The sequence below is a fragment of the Pseudomonas sp. H2_A10 genome, from assembly GCF_054680085.1.
The window spans coordinates 1,473,565-1,489,488 of record NZ_CP162821.1 but is presented as its reverse complement, the minus strand read 5'-3'; the positions used below and the strand labels follow the sequence as shown (position 1 = coordinate 1,489,488).

General features: G+C 60.1%; 13 protein-coding genes. 11 read left to right on the top strand and 2 right to left on the bottom strand.

Annotation, left to right across the window (positions count from 1 at the left end):
* Position 1 precedes the first annotated feature (1 nt).
* The gene (murU, locus tag AB4O23_RS06790; protein WP_017530812.1) at positions 2-676 is read right to left on the bottom strand and encodes an N-acetylmuramate alpha-1-phosphate uridylyltransferase MurU; all 675 of its coding nucleotides are present in this window, start codon (positions 674-676) and stop codon (positions 2-4) included.
* Positions 673-1,698 (bottom strand): aminoglycoside phosphotransferase family protein, encoded by a 1,026-nt coding sequence (locus AB4O23_RS06785; protein ID WP_068936427.1) that lies wholly within the window; start codon positions 1,696-1,698, stop codon positions 673-675. Before AB4O23_RS06785 ends, murU begins: the two co-directional genes overlap by 4 nt.
* A 130-nt stretch (positions 1,699-1,828) precedes the next feature.
* Between AB4O23_RS06785 and AB4O23_RS06780 the strand changes: the two genes are divergently transcribed.
* The 11 genes from AB4O23_RS06780 (at position 1,829) to AB4O23_RS06730 (ending at position 15,919) form a co-directional block, all read left to right on the top strand.
* Positions 1,829-4,639 carry an LPS-assembly protein LptD gene (locus AB4O23_RS06780; protein ID WP_065879383.1) on the top strand — a complete coding sequence of 937 codons (2,811 nt, stop codon included), beginning with the start codon at positions 1,829-1,831 and terminating at the stop codon, positions 4,637-4,639.
* Positions 4,614-5,954: a peptidylprolyl isomerase gene (locus AB4O23_RS06775; protein ID WP_017530809.1), complete on the top strand. Its 1,341-nt coding sequence runs from the start codon at positions 4,614-4,616 to the stop codon at positions 5,952-5,954. Before AB4O23_RS06780 ends, AB4O23_RS06775 begins: the two co-directional genes overlap by 26 nt.
* Positions 5,951-6,940 (top strand): 4-hydroxythreonine-4-phosphate dehydrogenase PdxA, encoded by a 990-nt coding sequence (pdxA, locus tag AB4O23_RS06770; RefSeq protein ID WP_065879382.1) that lies wholly within the window; start codon positions 5,951-5,953, stop codon positions 6,938-6,940. Before AB4O23_RS06775 ends, pdxA begins: the two co-directional genes overlap by 4 nt.
* Positions 6,937-7,749 carry a 16S rRNA (adenine(1518)-N(6)/adenine(1519)-N(6))-dimethyltransferase RsmA gene (gene rsmA, locus AB4O23_RS06765; protein WP_017530807.1) on the top strand — a complete coding sequence of 271 codons (813 nt, stop codon included), beginning with the start codon at positions 6,937-6,939 and terminating at the stop codon, positions 7,747-7,749. Before pdxA ends, rsmA begins: the two co-directional genes overlap by 4 nt.
* Positions 7,750-7,907: 158 nt before the next feature.
* Positions 7,908-8,288 carry a Co2+/Mg2+ efflux protein ApaG gene (apaG, locus tag AB4O23_RS06760; RefSeq protein ID WP_017530806.1) on the top strand — a complete coding sequence of 127 codons (381 nt, stop codon included), beginning with the start codon at positions 7,908-7,910 and terminating at the stop codon, positions 8,286-8,288.
* Complete coding sequence (locus tag AB4O23_RS06755) at positions 8,288-9,136, top strand: symmetrical bis(5'-nucleosyl)-tetraphosphatase (RefSeq protein ID WP_017530805.1); 849 nt, start codon at positions 8,288-8,290, stop codon at positions 9,134-9,136. Before apaG ends, AB4O23_RS06755 begins: the two co-directional genes overlap by 1 nt.
* A gap of 9 nt (positions 9,137-9,145) precedes the next feature.
* The gene (gene glpE / locus AB4O23_RS06750; protein WP_017530804.1) at positions 9,146-9,475 is read left to right on the top strand and encodes a thiosulfate sulfurtransferase GlpE; all 330 of its coding nucleotides are present in this window, start codon (positions 9,146-9,148) and stop codon (positions 9,473-9,475) included.
* 284 nt (positions 9,476-9,759) lie between these two features.
* Positions 9,760-11,682 (top strand): PrkA family serine protein kinase, encoded by a 1,923-nt coding sequence (locus tag AB4O23_RS06745; RefSeq protein WP_003176479.1) that lies wholly within the window; start codon positions 9,760-9,762, stop codon positions 11,680-11,682.
* A 113-nt stretch (positions 11,683-11,795) separates the two neighbouring features.
* The gene (locus AB4O23_RS06740) at positions 11,796-13,067 is read left to right on the top strand and encodes a YeaH/YhbH family protein (protein ID WP_003194735.1); all 1,272 of its coding nucleotides are present in this window, start codon (positions 11,796-11,798) and stop codon (positions 13,065-13,067) included.
* Positions 13,064-14,629, top strand: a complete 1,566-nt coding sequence (locus AB4O23_RS06735) for a SpoVR family protein (protein ID WP_065879381.1) — start codon at positions 13,064-13,066, stop codon at positions 14,627-14,629. The genes AB4O23_RS06740 and AB4O23_RS06735 overlap by 4 nt, the downstream gene beginning before the upstream one ends.
* 63 nt (positions 14,630-14,692) lie before the next feature.
* Positions 14,693-15,919, top strand: a complete 1,227-nt coding sequence (locus tag AB4O23_RS06730; protein ID WP_017530802.1) for a multifunctional CCA addition/repair protein — start codon at positions 14,693-14,695, stop codon at positions 15,917-15,919.
* Positions 15,920-15,924: the final 5 nt, after the last annotated feature.

Here is a 15,924-nt window from a genome sequence, read left to right as displayed (position 1 = left end):
GCTACTGCCCCGCTGTCAGCAGGGTTTCGACTTGCGCCAGGCGCTCCAGCGTGCCGACATCAATCCAGCGTCCCGCCATGTGTTCCCCCGTTACCAGACCCTTGGCCATCGCCGCCCGCAGCAGCGGTGCCAGCTTGAAGGCACCCGCGCTGCAACCCTCGAACAACTTGGGGTCAAGCACTGAAATGCCACTGAAGGTCAGGTTATCGGCACCGGGCGCGGCATCATGAAGCAAACCCTGATCGAGATAGAAATCCCCGCCTGAGGGGTGATGCGCCGGGTTGTCGACCATCACCAGGTGCGCCAGGCCCTGGAGCGGTTGCCTGAGCCGGGTAAAGTCGTAATCAGTCCAGATATCGCCATTGACCACCAGGAACGGCGCGTCTCCCAGCAGTGGCAAGGCCCGGAAAATCCCACCGCCGGTTTCCAGCGGCTCGCCCTCCGGGGAATAACGGATGCGCAGGCCAAACTGCGCGCCATCCCCCAAATAACTTTCGATCTGTTGGCCGAGCCAGGCGTGGTTGATCACGATATCGGTGAAACCGGCCTTGGTTAGCGCCTCCAGGTGATATTCGATCAAGCGCTTGCCACCGGCCTGCACCAACGGCTTGGGCGTGTGCAACGTGAGCGGACGCATCCGCTCGCCTTTGCCGGCGGCCAGGATCATGGCCTTCATACAACGGCCTTTGCGGGTTGACGCAGGCTGGTCAACAGCTCGGCCAATTCGCTCAGTTCCGGGCGATCGGCGAGCACCGCTTCTATATAAGCAAAGAAGCGCGGTACGTCAGCCAGGTAGCGCGGCTTGCCGTCGCGATGGCAAATGCGCGCGAAGATACCGATGACCTTGAGGTGGCGCTGCACACCCATCAGGTCGCTGGCACGCAGGAAGTCCTCGAAATCCGGCTGCACCGGGATCCCCAGTTCCGCCGCACGCTCCCAATAACCGCACTGCCATTCACGCACGCGCGCCTTGGGCCAACTGAGGAAGGCGTCCTTGAACAGGCAGGTGATGTCGTAGGTGACCGGGCCGTAGACCGCGTCCTGGAAGTCCAGCACGCCCGGGTTAGGCTCGCTGATCATCAGGTTGCGCGGCATGTAGTCGCGGTGCACCAGCACCTTGGGCTGCGCCAGGGCGCTCTCGATCAGGTGGTCGCTGGCGCGTTGCCACAGAGCCTGCTGTTGTGTATCCAACTCGATACCCAGATGGCGGCGTACGTACCACTCCGGGAAGAGCTCCAGTTCACGGCGCAGCAAGGCAACGTCATAACTGGGCAGCGGCGCCTCCATCGGCAAGCGCTGGAACGCCAGCAGCGCGTCGATGGCGTCGGCGAATAATGCGTCGGCGTTTTGCTCGTCGATCACGTCCAGATAGGTTTTTGTGCCCAGGTCATTGAGCAAAAGAAAGCCGCGCGGCAAATCTTCCGCATAAATTTTTGGAACATTTATGCCCGATGTCGCCAGTAAATACGCGATATCGACGAAAGGTTTGCAGTTTTCCTGGGGGGGCGGCGCGTCCATCACCACCAGCGTCCGGCCTCCCCCCTCCCAGCGAAAGTAACGCCTGAAACTCGCGTCGCTGCTGGCCGCGGTCAATGTGGCCGGGGGTACGGGGCCCCAGTCCTGAGCGTTGAAAAGGATCGGCAACTGCTCATCCAGCCAGACTTCCAGCTGTTGTAAACGTAGATCTTGCTCGGGCATTACAAGGGTCTCCGACGGCGCTAGCCGTCAAGCGGGGCATGCTTTATTATCACGCATCTTTTTCAGACCATCGAGAGGCGTGCGGCCCAAACCGCGGGCAGATGGCACGCAGGAAGCCCGGACTAATAAGATGGCATTGAAATCCCCCGCGTTTCGTAGAAAATTTCCGTTGCTGGTAACCGGCAGTCTGCTGGCCTTGCAACCCTTCGCCACCTCATTCGTGGTCGCCGCGGAACAGTATGACTGCTCAGTCTCTGCTTCGGGTGCCTGGGATTGCGCGCCGAAAACCGCCGCCAGCCCGTTGCCACCGCGCCCGGTGCATGACGGCGCAGCCGTCAGCTCGGCCAACAGCACGGCGCAGGCCGAGGCTGGTGGCAGTGCCGCGGCCGAGCCCAAGACCGCACTGGTCACCGAATCCAAGGGCCGCGGCCTGCGTTCGCGCAGCGCCGACTACAGCCACTTGGACTGGGTGCCTCGCGAAAAGTTGACCGCGGCCCAACTGGCCGAAACCGGTCCTTATTGCGGCGGTGCGTACATCGAGCCGACTCGTCCTGGCATGAACGACAAGACGGACAAGAGCGATGCGCCCACCTTCATCGGTGCCAAGGCCTCTCGTTACGAGCAGGAACAGCAAGTCGCAACCCTGGCCGGTGACGTCGTCATGCGCCAGGGCAGCATGCAGCTGGAATCTGAAGAGGCCAGCCTGTACCAGGCGGAAAGCCGCGGCGAACTGAACGGCAACGTGCGTTTGCGCGACAAGGGTGCCTTGATCGTCGGCGACCACGCCGAGGTTCAGCTGGACACCGGTGCCGCTCAGATCGACAACGCCGAATACGTGCTGCACAAGTCGCGCATCCGCGGTAACGCGCTGTACGCCAAGCGCGCCGAAAACGCGATCATCCGTCTCAAGGACGGTACGTACACCACGTGCGAACCAGACAGCAATGCCTGGCAACTGCGCGGCAACAACATCACGTTGAACCCCGCCACCGGTTTCGGTACGGCCACCAACGCGACGTTGCGGATCAAGAACATCCCGATCCTGTACACCCCTTACATCTATTTCCCGATCGACGATCGTCGTCAATCCGGCTTCCTGCCGCCGAGCTTCAGCACCGGTGGCGAAACCGGCTTCACCCTGCTTACGCCGTACTACTTCAACCTGGCGCCGAACTACGACGCCACGTTGTACCCGCAATACATGACCAAGCGCGGCATGATGATGGAAGGCGAGTTCCGCTACCTCACCAAGTCCAGCGAAGGCCAGTTCGGCGGCGCGTACCTGAACGACGACAACGACGAGCGCAAGCTGCAGACCGACTACGAAAAAACCCGCTACATGCTCAATTGGCAGCACAAGGGCGGGCTGGATTCGCGCGTACTGACCCAGGTTGACTACACCCAGATCAGCGACCCTTACTTCTTCCAGGACCTGAAGTCCAACCAGGAAGGCGTTGTGAGCCGCGACTACGTCAACCAGCAGGGCTCCGTGGCTTATCGCGGTGACACCTTCCAGGCACGCCTGAACCTTCAGGCCTACCAGTTGGCGACGATTTCCCAGGTTACCCCGTATAACCGCCTGCCGCAGATCACCTTCAACGGGACCCTGCCGTACCATCCGGGCGGTTTGAACTTCAGCTACGAGACCGAAGCGGTCCGCTTCGAACGCGACCTGGAGAACGGCACCTTCAGAGACCAGGATGGCTTGATAAGCCCTCGCCTGGATACCTTTGTACGCGGCCTGACCCGCGCCAACGGCACACGCCTGAACGTAGCCCCGGCCGTCGAATACCCGATGAACTGGACCTACGGTTTCGTCACCCCGAAGCTCAAGTACGTCTACACCAAGTACGACCTGGACCTGGACAGCATCGGCAAGAACCAGATCCTTGCTGAACAAGCTGCAGCAACCCCGGCCAATCCGTACGCGGGTGGCACCTTCAAAAGCTCCCAGGACCGCGCGGTTCCGGTGGCCAGTGTCGACAGCGGCCTGTACTTCGATCGCAATACCAACTGGTTCGGCAAAGACTATCGCCAGACCCTTGAGCCGCGTGCGTTCTACCTGTACGTACCGAACAAGGACCAGGCGGATATTCCCGTCTTCGACACCAGCGAGTACTCGTTCAGCTACGCATCGCTGTTCCGTGACAACCGCTTCAGCGGTTCCGACCGTATCGGCGACGAGAACAAGCTGTCCCTGGGCGTGACCAGTCGCTGGATCGAAGACAACGGCTTCGAGCGTCAACGCGTATCCGTAGGCCAGGCGGTGTACTTCAAGGATCGTGAAGTCCAACTGCCGGGCATCCTGGCTGCCGACCGTGACGACGCACAGTCAGACGTATCGCCGGTTGCACTGGACTACGAGTTCCGCTTCAACCGCGACTGGCGCGCCACTGCCGACTACAACTGGGACACCGAGGAGCACAGCCCTCGCTCCGGCAGCGCAATGCTTCACTACCAGCCGGAAGACAACCCGAACAAGATCATCAACGTTGGTTATCGCTATCGTAACGACCAGGTCGTCTACAACCAGCTGACCGGCAAATGGCAGTTCGGTGGCGACTACGGCCAGCCAGGCGACGCGAACTACGTGAAGGATTACTACAAAATCCAACAACACGACTTCTCGATGATGTGGCCGATCATTCCGCAGTGGAACCTGATCACCCGCTGGCAGTATGACTACGCTCGCAACCGTACGCTGGAAGCCTTCGGTGGTTTCGAGTACGACAACTGCTGTTGGAAACTGCGCGTCATCAACCGTTACTGGGTTTCCAACGACGAATACAGCCAGATCGCCCCGCTCAACGAAAAGGGTGACCACGGGCTCTTCCTGCAAATCGTCCTCAAAGGACTCGGCGGCCTGACCGGCGCCAAGGTAGAGAGCTTCCTCGACAAAGGCATTGAAGGTTATCGTGAACGTGAAGACCAAGCTTTCTGATTGTCTGCGCCCGCTCGTACTGGGCGCGCTGTTCCTGGGGGCCGCATCGGCACACGCTGCGGTTCAACAGCTGGATAAAGTGGTGGCCATCGTCGATAACGACGTGATCATGCAGAGCCAACTGGACCAACGCGTCAAGGAAGTTCAGCAAACCATCGCCAAGCGTGGCGGTGGCGTGCCGCCTACCAGCGTCCTGGACCAACAGGTGCTGGAACGCCTGATCGTCGAAAACCTGCAACTGCAGATCGGTGATCGTTCCGGCATCCGTATTTCGGACGAAGAGCTGAACCAGGCAGTCGGCACCATTGCCCAGCGCAACAACATGAGCATCGATCAGTTCCGCGCGGCCCTGGCCCACGACGGTCTTTCGTATGAAGACGCCCGTGACCAGATCCGCCGCGAGATGATCATCAGCCGTGTGCGCCAACGCCGTGTGGCCGAGCGGGTTCAGGTGTCCGAGCAGGAGGTCAAGAATTTCCTGGCATCGGACCTGGGCAAGATGCAGCTTTCCGAAGAACTGCACCTGGCCAATATCCTGATTCCGACCCCGGACAGTGCGAACTCCGAGCAGCTCAATGCCGCCGCCGCCAAGACCCAGGCTATCTATGAACGCCTGAAGGCCGGTGCTGATTTCGCCCAGATGGCAATCGCCCAGTCCGGCAGCGACAACGCCCTTGAAGGCGGTGACATGGGCTGGCGTAAAGCCGCTCAACTGCCCCCTCCGTTCGACCGCGAGCTGAGCGCCATGGAAGTCGGCGGCATCACCCAGCCGGCCCGCACCCCTGGTGGTTTCATCATCCTGAAGCTGCTGGAACGTCGCGGTGGCGAGACCTCGTTGAAAGACGAAGTGCATGTGCGTCATATCCTGGTCAAACCAAGCGAAATCCGCACCGAAGCGCAAACCAAGGAACTGGCTCAGAAGATCTATGACCGCATCCAAAGCGGTGAAGACTTCGCCACTCTGGCCAAGAGCTTCTCGGAAGACCCGGGTTCGGCCCTCAACGGCGGCGACCTGAACTGGATCGACCCGAAAGCGCTGGTGCCGGAATTCCAGCAGGTGATGGCCGATACCCCGCAAGGCGTACTGTCCAAGCCGTTCAAGACTCAATACGGTTGGCATGTCCTGGAAGTCCTTGGCCGTCGCGCCACCGACAACACCAGCCAGGCCCGCGAGCAACAGGCACTGAACGTACTGCGCAACCGCAAATATGATGAAGAGCTGCAGACCTGGTTGCGTCAGATCCGTGACGAAGCCTACGTAGAGAACAAGCTGCCAGGCGCCGAGCAAACAGGCGCCAGCCAGGCAACTCCGTGAAACCACAGCGTTTCGCGGTAACACCCGGCGAGCCGGCCGGCATAGGTCCAGACCTGTGCCTGCTGCTCGCCTCGCAAGCCCAGCCACATCCCCTGATCGCCATTACCAGCCGCGACCTGCTCCTTGAGCGGGCCGCGCAACTGGGTGTGGCTATCACTCTGCTGGATGCAGCGCCAGGCAACTGGCCCGACGTGCCTGCCCCAGCCGGCAGCCTGTATGTGTGGGACACCCCACTGCAAGCCAAGGTAGTTGCCGGGCAACTGGACAAGGCCAACGCAGCGTTTGTACTGCAAACCCTGACTCGCGCGGGGCAAGGCTGCCTCGACGGCGACTTCGCCGGCATGATCACCGCACCCGTCCACAAGGGCGTGATCAACGAATCCGGTATCGCCTTTTCCGGCCACACCGAATTCCTTGCCGAACTGACCCACACCGCTCAAGTCGTCATGATGCTCGCCACGCGTGGCCTGCGAGTCGCCCTGGTGACCACGCATTTGCCACTGCGCGAAATTGCGGATGCCATTACCGTCGAGCGCCTGGAGCGTGTCACGCGCATCCTGCATGCCGACCTGCAACACAAATTCGGCATCGCCCAACCGCGCATCCTGGTCTGCGGGCTCAACCCGCATGCCGGTGAAGGCGGCCATTTGGGCCATGAAGAAATCGACATCATTGAACCAACCCTGGAGCGTCTGCGCCAAGAAGGCATGGACCTGCGCGGCCCACTGCCGGCGGACACTCTGTTTACCCCCAAATATCTGGAGCACTGCGACGCAGTGCTGGCGATGTACCATGACCAGGGGCTGCCGGTGCTGAAATACAAAGGCTTCGGCGCCGCCGTCAACGTGACACTGGGCCTGCCGATCATCCGTACCTCCGTCGACCATGGCACTGCCCTGGACCTGGCGGGCAGCGGCAAGATCGATACCGGCAGCCTGCACGTGGCCCTGGAAACCGCCTATCAGATGGCCGAGACCCGTATATGACCGAGCATTACCAACACCGGGCGCGCAAGCGCTTCGGGCAAAACTTCCTGCACGACGCCGGCGTGATCGACCGCATCCTGCGCTCAATCCATGCCAAGCCAGAAGACCGTCTGCTGGAAATCGGCCCGGGCCAGGGCGCACTGACCCAAGGTCTGCTCGCCAGCGGTGGCCAGTTGGACGTGGTTGAACTGGACAAGGACCTGATCCCGATCCTCAACCAGCAGTTCGCCGGCAAATCCAACTTCAATCTGCATCAGGGCGATGCGCTGAAGTTCGACTTCAACACCCTCAACGCCGCGCCCAACAGCCTGCGCGTGGTGGGCAACCTGCCGTACAACATCTCCACGCCGCTGATTTTTCACCTGCTGAACAACGCCGGGATCATCCGCGACATGCACTTCATGTTGCAAAAGGAAGTGGTGGAGCGCATGGCCGCCGGCCCGGGCGGTGGTGATTGGGGCCGCTTGTCGATCATGGTTCAGTACCACTGCCGCGTCGAACACCTGTTCAACGTAGGCCCTGGCGCGTTCAACCCGCCGCCGAAGGTCGACTCGGCCATCGTACGCCTGGTGCCGCACGCCGTGCTGCCGCACCCGGCCAAGGATCACAAATTGCTGGAGCGCGTGGTGCGCGAGGCGTTCAACCAGCGCCGCAAAACCTTGCGCAATACGCTCAAGGCCTTGCTGAGCAACGCTGAAATCGAAGCCGCCGGCGTGGACGGCAGCCTGCGTCCCGAGCAACTGGACCTGGCCGCCTTCGTGCGCCTGGCCGACCAGCTCGCCATCCAGCCTGCTCCAACCGCGGAATAAGGCGTAAGGGCTACGCGATATAGATGTGGGAGGGGCGGTGCGCCCCTCCCACATTTGAACTGCGTCATACCAGACAGCATGTCTGGCCTAGTGCCCGCCTCTTGGCCTAGACTGATCCGCATCTGCTGTCCTCCGCTTTTGCTTTTAAGGCCTCTTGCATGTCCGATCCTCGCTACCAGATCGACGTCAGCGTCGTCACCCGCTTCCTGGCGGACCAATCGCAACCTGAACACAACCGTTTCGCCTTTGCCTACACCATCACGGTGAAGAACAACGGGCTGGTGCCGGCCAAGCTGCTGTCGCGCCACTGGGTGATCACCGACGGTGATGGCCAGGTCGAGGAAGTGCGCGGCGCGGGCGTTGTCGGCCAGCAACCGTTGATCGACGCCGGGGCCAGCCACACCTACAGCAGCGGCACGGTCATGACCTCCAAGGTCGGCACCATGCAGGGTTCGTATCAAATGAAAGCCACCGATGGAAAGCTGTTCGATGCCATCATCAAGCCTTTTCGCCTTGCCGTGCCGGGAGCCCTGCACTGATGGCGACGTACGCGGTCGGCGATCTGCAAGGCTGCCTGGAGCCGCTCAAGTGCCTGCTTGAGCGCGTGGCCTTCGACCCGGCGAATGATCGGCTGTGGTTGGTGGGCGACCTGGTCAATCGTGGCCCCGAGTCCCTGGCAACCCTGCGCTACTTATATAGCCTGCGCGATGCACTGGTGTGCGTACTCGGCAACCACGACCTGCACCTGCTGGCGGCCGGCAATAACATCGAACGCCTGAAAAAAGGCGATACCCTGCGCGAAATCCTTGAAGCACCTGATCGTGCCGAGCTGCTCGACTGGCTGCGCCGGCAAAAAATCATGCACTACGACGACGGCCGCAATATGGCCTTGGTCCATGCCGGCATCCCGCCACAGTGGACGCTGAAGAAAGCCCTCAAGTGCGCCGCCGAAGTCGAACATGCCTTGGCCGATGACAGCCTGTATACCGCCTTCCTCGACGGCATGTATGGCAACGAGCCGGTGAAATGGGACAACGACCTCACCGGCGTGGCTCGCCTGCGGGTGATCACCAATTACTTCACGCGCATGCGTTTCTGCACCGCCGACGGCAAGCTGGACCTCAAGAGCAAAGAAGGTGCCGACACCGCCCTGCCCGGCTACAAGCCATGGTTCGCCCACAAGGAGCGCAAGACCCGTGACACGAAGATCATCTTCGGCCACTGGGCGGCGCTGGAAGGTAAGTGCGACGAGCCCGGCGTGTTCGCCCTGGACACCGGCTGCGTATGGGGCGGCGCCATGACCCTGATGAACATCGATACCGGCGAGTTTCACACCTGCCGGTGCGAACCCCGCCTTTCCACACAGCTGGCCGCAGCCAAGCCTTAGGAGCCCGCCATGAGCGAATTCAAACGTATCCCCCCAGAACACGCCCAGGCCCTGCGCGAGCAAGGCGCAGTGGTCGTCGACATCCGTGACCAGCCGACCTATGCGGCCGCTCACATCACCGGCGCCCACCATCTGGACAACATCAACATCGCCGATTTCATCCGCGCCGCCGACCTCGATGCACCGCTGATCGTGGCCTGTTACCACGGTAATTCCAGCCAAAGCGCAGCCGCTTACCTCGTCAGCCAGGGCTTCTCCGACGTCTACAGCCTGGACGGCGGTTTTGAGTTGTGGCGTGCGACCTATCCTGCGGAAATTTCCTCCGGCGATTCGCAATAATTTTTTTCACACCCCGCTACCCCGCGTGACGCTTGGGCTAGCGCCGTTTCTGACGAACGGCGCAGCCAAACTAATTGCGTATCGCGCCTTGACCTCCCCGATTCCGAACTATCCTTAAGCGCAGGCCATCCGAATCAGGGGAGAGCCGGTACACCGGCGTGCGGGTCATCGGTAGCGTTTAGGGTGTTCTGGGGGGAAAACAGTCATTGGCGTAGGTCAATGACTGCCAGCATCGACTGATTGATCCGGCGTCGGCTCCACGTATCGAGCGAGGTGACGACGTCATGAGTATCTTTAGCCACTTCCAACAACGCTTCGCGTCCACACAGCAGGAGGAACTCACGCTTCAAGAGTATCTCGAACTGTGCAAACAGGACCGCAGCACGTACGCATCCGCCGCCGAACGCCTGTTGCTGGCGATTGGCGAACCGCAACTGATAGACACCTCGAACAATTCGCGCCTGTCGCGAATCTTTTCCAACAAGGTGATCCGCCGCTACCCGGCCTTTGAAGACTTCCACGGAATGGAAGAATGCATCGACCAGATCGTCTCCTACTTCCGCCACGCCGCCCAAGGCCTGGAAGAGAAGAAGCAAATCCTCTACCTGCTCGGCCCCGTCGGCGGCGGTAAGTCGTCCCTGGCCGAAAAGCTCAAGCAATTGATCGAGAAAGTGCCCTTCTATGCCATCAAGGGCTCGCCGGTGTTCGAGTCGCCCCTGGGCCTGTTCAACGCCACGGAAGATGGCGCGATCCTCGAAGAAGACTTCGGCATCCCACGGCGCTATCTCAACACCATCATGTCGCCTTGGGCCACCAAGCGCCTGGCCGAGTTCGGCGGTGATATCAGCCAATTCCGCGTGGTGAAACTCTACCCGTCGATCCTTAACCAGATCGGCGTGGCCAAGACCGAGCCGGGGGATGAGAACAACCAGGATATTTCGGCGCTGGTAGGTAAGGTCGATATCCGCAAACTCGAAGAATTCCCACAGAACGACGCCGACGCTTATAGCTACTCGGGCGCGCTGTGCCGGGCCAACCAGGGCCTGATGGAGTTCGTGGAAATGTTCAAGGCGCCGATCAAGGTGCTGCACCCACTGCTCACAGCGACACAGGAAGGCAACTACAACAGCACCGAAGGCCTGGGCGCGATTCCATTCACCGGGATCCTGCTGGCCCACTCCAACGAATCGGAATGGCACACCTTCCGCAATAACAAGAACAACGAAGCGTTCATCGACCGGATCTACATCGTCAAGGTGCCGTACTGCCTGCGAGTGAGCGACGAGATCAAGATCTACGACAAGCTGCTGTTCAACAGCTCCCTGGCCAAGGCCCATTGCGCGCCCGACACCCTGAAGATGCTCGCCCAGTTCACGGTGCTGTCGCGCCTCAAGGAGCCCGAAAACTCGAACATCTACTCCAAGATGCGCGTGTATGACGGCGAAAACCTCAAGGACACCGACCCCAAGGCCAAGTCGATCCAGGAATACCGCGACACCGCGGGCGTGGACGAGGGCATGAACGGGCTGTCGACGCGCTTTGCGTTCAAGATCCTGTCCAAGGTCTTCAACTTCGACCCGCATGAAATTGCCGCCAACCCGGTGCACCTGCTCTACGTGCTGGAACAACAGATCGAACAGGAGCAATTCCAGGCCGAGACCCGCGAGCGCTATCTGCGCTTCCTCAAGGAATACCTGGCGCCGCGCTACATCGAGTTCATCGGCAAGGAAATCCAGACCGCCTACCTGGAGTCCTACAGCGAGTATGGCCAGAACATCTTCGACCGCTACGTGCTGTACGCCGACTTCTGGATCCAGGACCAGGAATACCGCGACCCGGAAACCGGCGAGATCCTCAATCGCGTAGCCCTCAACGAAGAGCTGGAAAAAATCGAGAAACCGGCCGGTATCAGCAATCCGAAGGATTTCCGCAACGAAATCGTCAACTTCGTGCTGCGCGCCCGGGCCAATAACAACGGTAAGAACCCGACCTGGCTCAGCTACGAAAAACTGCGGGTGGTCATCGAGAAGAAAATGTTCTCCAACACCGAAGACCTGCTGCCAGTCATCAGCTTCAATGCCAAGGCCAGCAAGGAGGATCAGCAAAAACACAACGACTTCGTCACACGAATGGTCGAACGCGGCTACACCGACAAACAGGTACGACTGCTCTCCGAGTGGTACCTGCGGGTGCGCAAATCGCAATAAGGCAGCGGCAAGCGCGCAATGCCAGGCCTATGGCCTGGCAGCTGACCGCTTGTCCTTAAGCTTCCAGCTCGCGGCTGGAAGCTTGTAACGTGAAGCTGCCCGGAGGGCTCCGCATGAGCTATGTGATCGACCGACGCCTCAATGGCAAGAACAAGAGCACGGTAAACCGTCAGCGTTTCCTGCGGCGTTACCGTGACCACATCAAAAAGGCGGTTGAAGAAGCCGTCAGCCGCCGTTCCATCACCGACATGGAACATGGCGAACAGATCAGCATTCCCGGTCGCGATATCGACGAACCGGTGCTGCACCATGGCCGGGGCGGAAAACAGACCGTCGTACACCCAGGCAACAAGGAGTTCACTACCGGCGAACATATCCAGCGCCCCCAGGGTGGTGGTGGCGGCAAAGGCCCGGGCAAGGCCGGTAACTCTGGCGAAGGCATGGATGAGTTTGTATTCCAGATCACCCAAGAAGAATTCCTCGAATTCATGTTCGAAGACCTGGAATTACCCAACCTGGTCAAACGCAACCTGACCGGCACCGACACCTTCAAGACCGTGCGCGCCGGCATCAGCAACGAGGGCAACCCCTCGCGCATCAACATCATCCGCACCCTGCGCTCGGCCCATGCGCGGCGTATCGCCCTGTCGGGCAGCAGCCGCGCCAAATTGAAGCAAGCCAAGGAAGAGCTGGCGCGCCTCAAGCGTGAAGAGCCGGACAACTTCGGCGATATCCAGGAAATAGAAGCGGAAATAGAGAAACTCAGCGCACGCATTCATCGTGTGCCGTTCCTCGACACCTTTGACCTTAAATACAACCTGCTGGTCAAACAGCCCAACCCCAGCTCCAAGGCGGTGATGTTCTGTCTGATGGACGTGTCCGGCTCCATGACCCAGGCCACCAAGGACATCGCCAAGCGCTTTTTCATCCTGCTGTACCTGTTCCTCAAGCGGAACTACGACAAGATCGACGTGGTGTTCATCCGACATCACACCAGCGCCCGGGAAGTGGACGAAGAGGAGTTTTTTTACTCGCGGGAAACCGGCGGCACCATTGTGTCCAGCGCATTGAAGCTGATGCAGGAGATCATGGCCGAACGCTACCCCGCCAACGAGTGGAACATCTACGCCGCCCAAGCCTCCGACGGCGACAACTGGAATGACGACTCACCGATCTGCCGCGACATCCTGATCAACCAGATCATGCCGTTCGTGCAGTATTACACCTACGTTGAAATTACCCCCCGTGAGCACCAAGCCCTGTGGTTCGAATACGAGCGCATCGGCGAAGCTTTTGCCGATACGTTTGCCCAACAGCAACTGGTCTCGGCCGGCGATATCTACCCGGTCTTCCGTGAACTCTTCCAGCGCAGGTTAGTGACATGACCGCCAAAAAAGAGACTAAGCGCCAACCCATTTCCACCGGGTCCGAATGGACCTTTGAGCTGATCCAGGCCTATGACCGGGAAATCAGCCGCATTGCGGCGGGTTACGCCCTGGATACTTACCCCAACCAGATCGAAGTGATCACTGCCGAGCAGATGATGGACGCATACGCCTCGGTGGGCATGCCGCTGGGCTATCACCATTGGTCCTACGGCAAACACTTCCTCAGCACCGAAAAGTCCTACAGTCGCGGCCAGATGGGCCTGGCGTACGAGATCGTGATCAACTCCGACCCGTGCATCGCCTACCTGATGGAAGAAAACACCATCTGCATGCAGGCACTGGTAGTGGCCCACGCCTGCTATGGGCATAACAGTTTTTTCAAGGGCAACTACCTGTTCCGCACGTGGACAGATGCCAGTTCGATCATCGATTACCTGGTATTTGCCAAGCAGTACATCATGCAGTGCGAGGAGCGCCACGGCATCGACGCGGTGGAAGACCTGCTCGACTCCTGCCATGCCTTGATGAACTACGGCGTTGACCGCTACAAGCGCCCATACCCGATTTCGGCCGAGGAAGAACGCCTGCGTCAGAAGGAGCGCGAAGAGCATCTGCAAAAGCAGATCAATGATCTCTGGCGCACCATTCCCAAGCGCGCCGGCAAGAACAGCGATAAGGACAATGCGCGCTTCCCCGCCGAACCACAGGAAAACATCCTGTATTTTCTGGAAAAACACGCACCGCTGCTCGAACCGTGGCAACGGGAGATCGTGCGCATCGTGCGCAAAATCGCCCAGTATTTTTATCCACAGCGCCAGACCCAGGTGATGAACGAAGGCTGGGCAACGTTCTGGCATTACACCTTGATGAATGACTTGTATGACGAGGGCCTGGTCACCGACGGCTTCATGATGGAGTTCCTCACGTCCCATACCAGCGTGGTGTACCAGCCGGGCTTCGACAGCCCGTACTACAGCGGCATCAACCCTTACGCCCTGGGCTTTGCGATGTACCGCGACATACGGCGCATGTGCGAACACCCCACTGAAGAGGACCGCCGCTGGTTCCCGGAAATCGCCGGCAGCGACTGGCTGTCCACCCTCAAATTTGCCATGAGCAGCTTCAAGGACGAGAGTTTTATCCTGCAATACCTGTCACCCCAGGTGATCCGCGATCTCAAGCTGTTCAGCATCCTGGACGACGACCTCAAGGACGACCTGATGGTACCGGCCATCCACGATGAGCCCGGCTACCGCACCATTCGCGAAACCCTGGCGGCGCAGTACAACCTGGGTAACCGTGAGCCCAACGTGCAGATCTACAGCATTGATGTGCGCGGCGACCGCTCGCTGACCCTGCGTCATCAGCAGCACGACCGCAAACCCTTGGGCGAATCCACCGAAGAGGTGCTCAAGCACCTGCACCGCCTGTGGGGCTTTGATATCCACCTGGAAACCCTGCAGGGCGACCAAGTCATGAAGACCCACCATGTCCCACCGCGCAGCGATCATAACGACAACGACTATGGCCGCCTGGACCTGGCCGTCGTTCACCTCTGAAACAGCAAAGCCTCCATTGGTCAGGCACAGGCGTTATCCTGTGCCGCTAATGGAGGCTTTTTCATGAAAATCTACAAAGTCGGCGGCGCCGTGCGTGATCGCTTGCTGGGCATCACGGTTACCGATGTCGACCGCGTGGTCGTTGGCGCGACCGCTGAAGCGATGCTTGCCAAAGGCTTCAAGCCGGTAGGCGCGGATTTCCCGGTGTTCCTGGACCCGAAAAACGGCGACGAGTACGCCCTGGCCCGCACCGAACGCAAAAGTGGTCGGGGCTACGGCGGCTTTGTGTTTCACGCCAGCCCCGATGTCACACTCGAAGACGACCTGATTCGTCGCGACCTGACCATCAACGCGATGGCCGAAGACGATGAGGGCAACCTGACCGACCCTTATCACGGCCAACGCGACCTGCAAGCACGTATTCTGCGCCACGTTTCCCCCGCGTTCGCCGAAGATCCCCTGCGAGTGCTGCGCGTTGCGCGCTTTGCTGCGCGCTATGCACATTTGGGCTTTACGGTGGCCCCCGAAACCCTCGAACTGATGCGCCAGCTCAGCGAATCCGGGGAACTGGAGGCACTGACGCCAGAGCGCAGCTGGAAGGAAATTTCCCGGGCATTGATGGAAGATCAACCCCAGGTGTTTATCCAGGTCCTGCGCGACTGCAACGCCCTGAAAACCTTGATGCCGGAAGTGGATGCGCTGTTCGGCGTACCGCAACCCGAGGCACATCACCCGGAGATCGACACCGGCATACACACCTTGAGCGTGCTCGAACAGGCAGCCCTTCATAAACAACCGCTGACCGTACGCTGGGCCTGCCTGCTGCACGATTTGGGCAAGGGCCTGACGCCTGTGGATAAGTTGCCGCAGCACATTGCTCATGAGCATCGCGGGCTGAAGCTGATCAAGGCGGTCAACGAACGCTTCAAGGTACCCAAGGATTGTCAGGAACTGGCCTTGCTGGTGGGCCAATATCACACCCACTGCCACCGCGCCCTGGAACTCAAAGCCTCGACATTGCTGGATTTGCTGCAGAGTTTTGACGTGTACCGAAGGCCGCAGCGCTTTGAAGAGTTTGTGGTGGCCTGTGAAATGGACGCCCGCGGGCGCAAGGGCTTTGAACAGCGCAGTTATCCACAGGCGGGCTACTTGCGCGCCGCGGCGCAGGCAGCGCGGGAGGTGGCGGTGGCGCCGTTGCTGGAGAAAGGTTTCAAAGGCCCGGCGCTCGGAGAAGCCCTGAAGCGCGAGCGGCTCAAGGCATTGCAGACCTATAAGGAACTTGCTTCCTAGAAAGA

What these genes read in the sequence shown, in the direction of transcription:
- murU (WP_017530812.1), bottom strand. Translation starts at nt 676, where the DNA reads ATGAAGGCCATGATCCTGGCCGCCGGCAAAGGCGAGCGGATGCGTCCG.
- AB4O23_RS06785 (WP_068936427.1), bottom strand. Translation starts at nt 1,698, where the DNA reads ATGCCCGAGCAAGATCTACGTTTACAACAGCTGGAAGTCTGGCTGGAT.
- AB4O23_RS06780 (WP_065879383.1), top strand. Translation starts at nt 1,829, where the DNA reads ATGGCATTGAAATCCCCCGCGTTTCGTAGAAAATTTCCGTTGCTGGTA.
- rsmA (WP_017530807.1), top strand. Translation starts at nt 6,937, where the DNA reads ATGACCGAGCATTACCAACACCGGGCGCGCAAGCGCTTCGGGCAAAAC.
- apaG (WP_017530806.1), top strand. Translation starts at nt 7,908, where the DNA reads ATGTCCGATCCTCGCTACCAGATCGACGTCAGCGTCGTCACCCGCTTC.
- AB4O23_RS06755 (WP_017530805.1), top strand. Translation starts at nt 8,288, where the DNA reads ATGGCGACGTACGCGGTCGGCGATCTGCAAGGCTGCCTGGAGCCGCTC.
- glpE (WP_017530804.1), top strand. Translation starts at nt 9,146, where the DNA reads ATGAGCGAATTCAAACGTATCCCCCCAGAACACGCCCAGGCCCTGCGC.
- AB4O23_RS06745 (WP_003176479.1), top strand. Translation starts at nt 9,760, where the DNA reads ATGAGTATCTTTAGCCACTTCCAACAACGCTTCGCGTCCACACAGCAG.
- AB4O23_RS06740 (WP_003194735.1), top strand. Translation starts at nt 11,796, where the DNA reads ATGAGCTATGTGATCGACCGACGCCTCAATGGCAAGAACAAGAGCACG.
- AB4O23_RS06735 (WP_065879381.1), top strand. Translation starts at nt 13,064, where the DNA reads ATGACCGCCAAAAAAGAGACTAAGCGCCAACCCATTTCCACCGGGTCC.
- AB4O23_RS06730 (WP_017530802.1), top strand. Translation starts at nt 14,693, where the DNA reads ATGAAAATCTACAAAGTCGGCGGCGCCGTGCGTGATCGCTTGCTGGGC.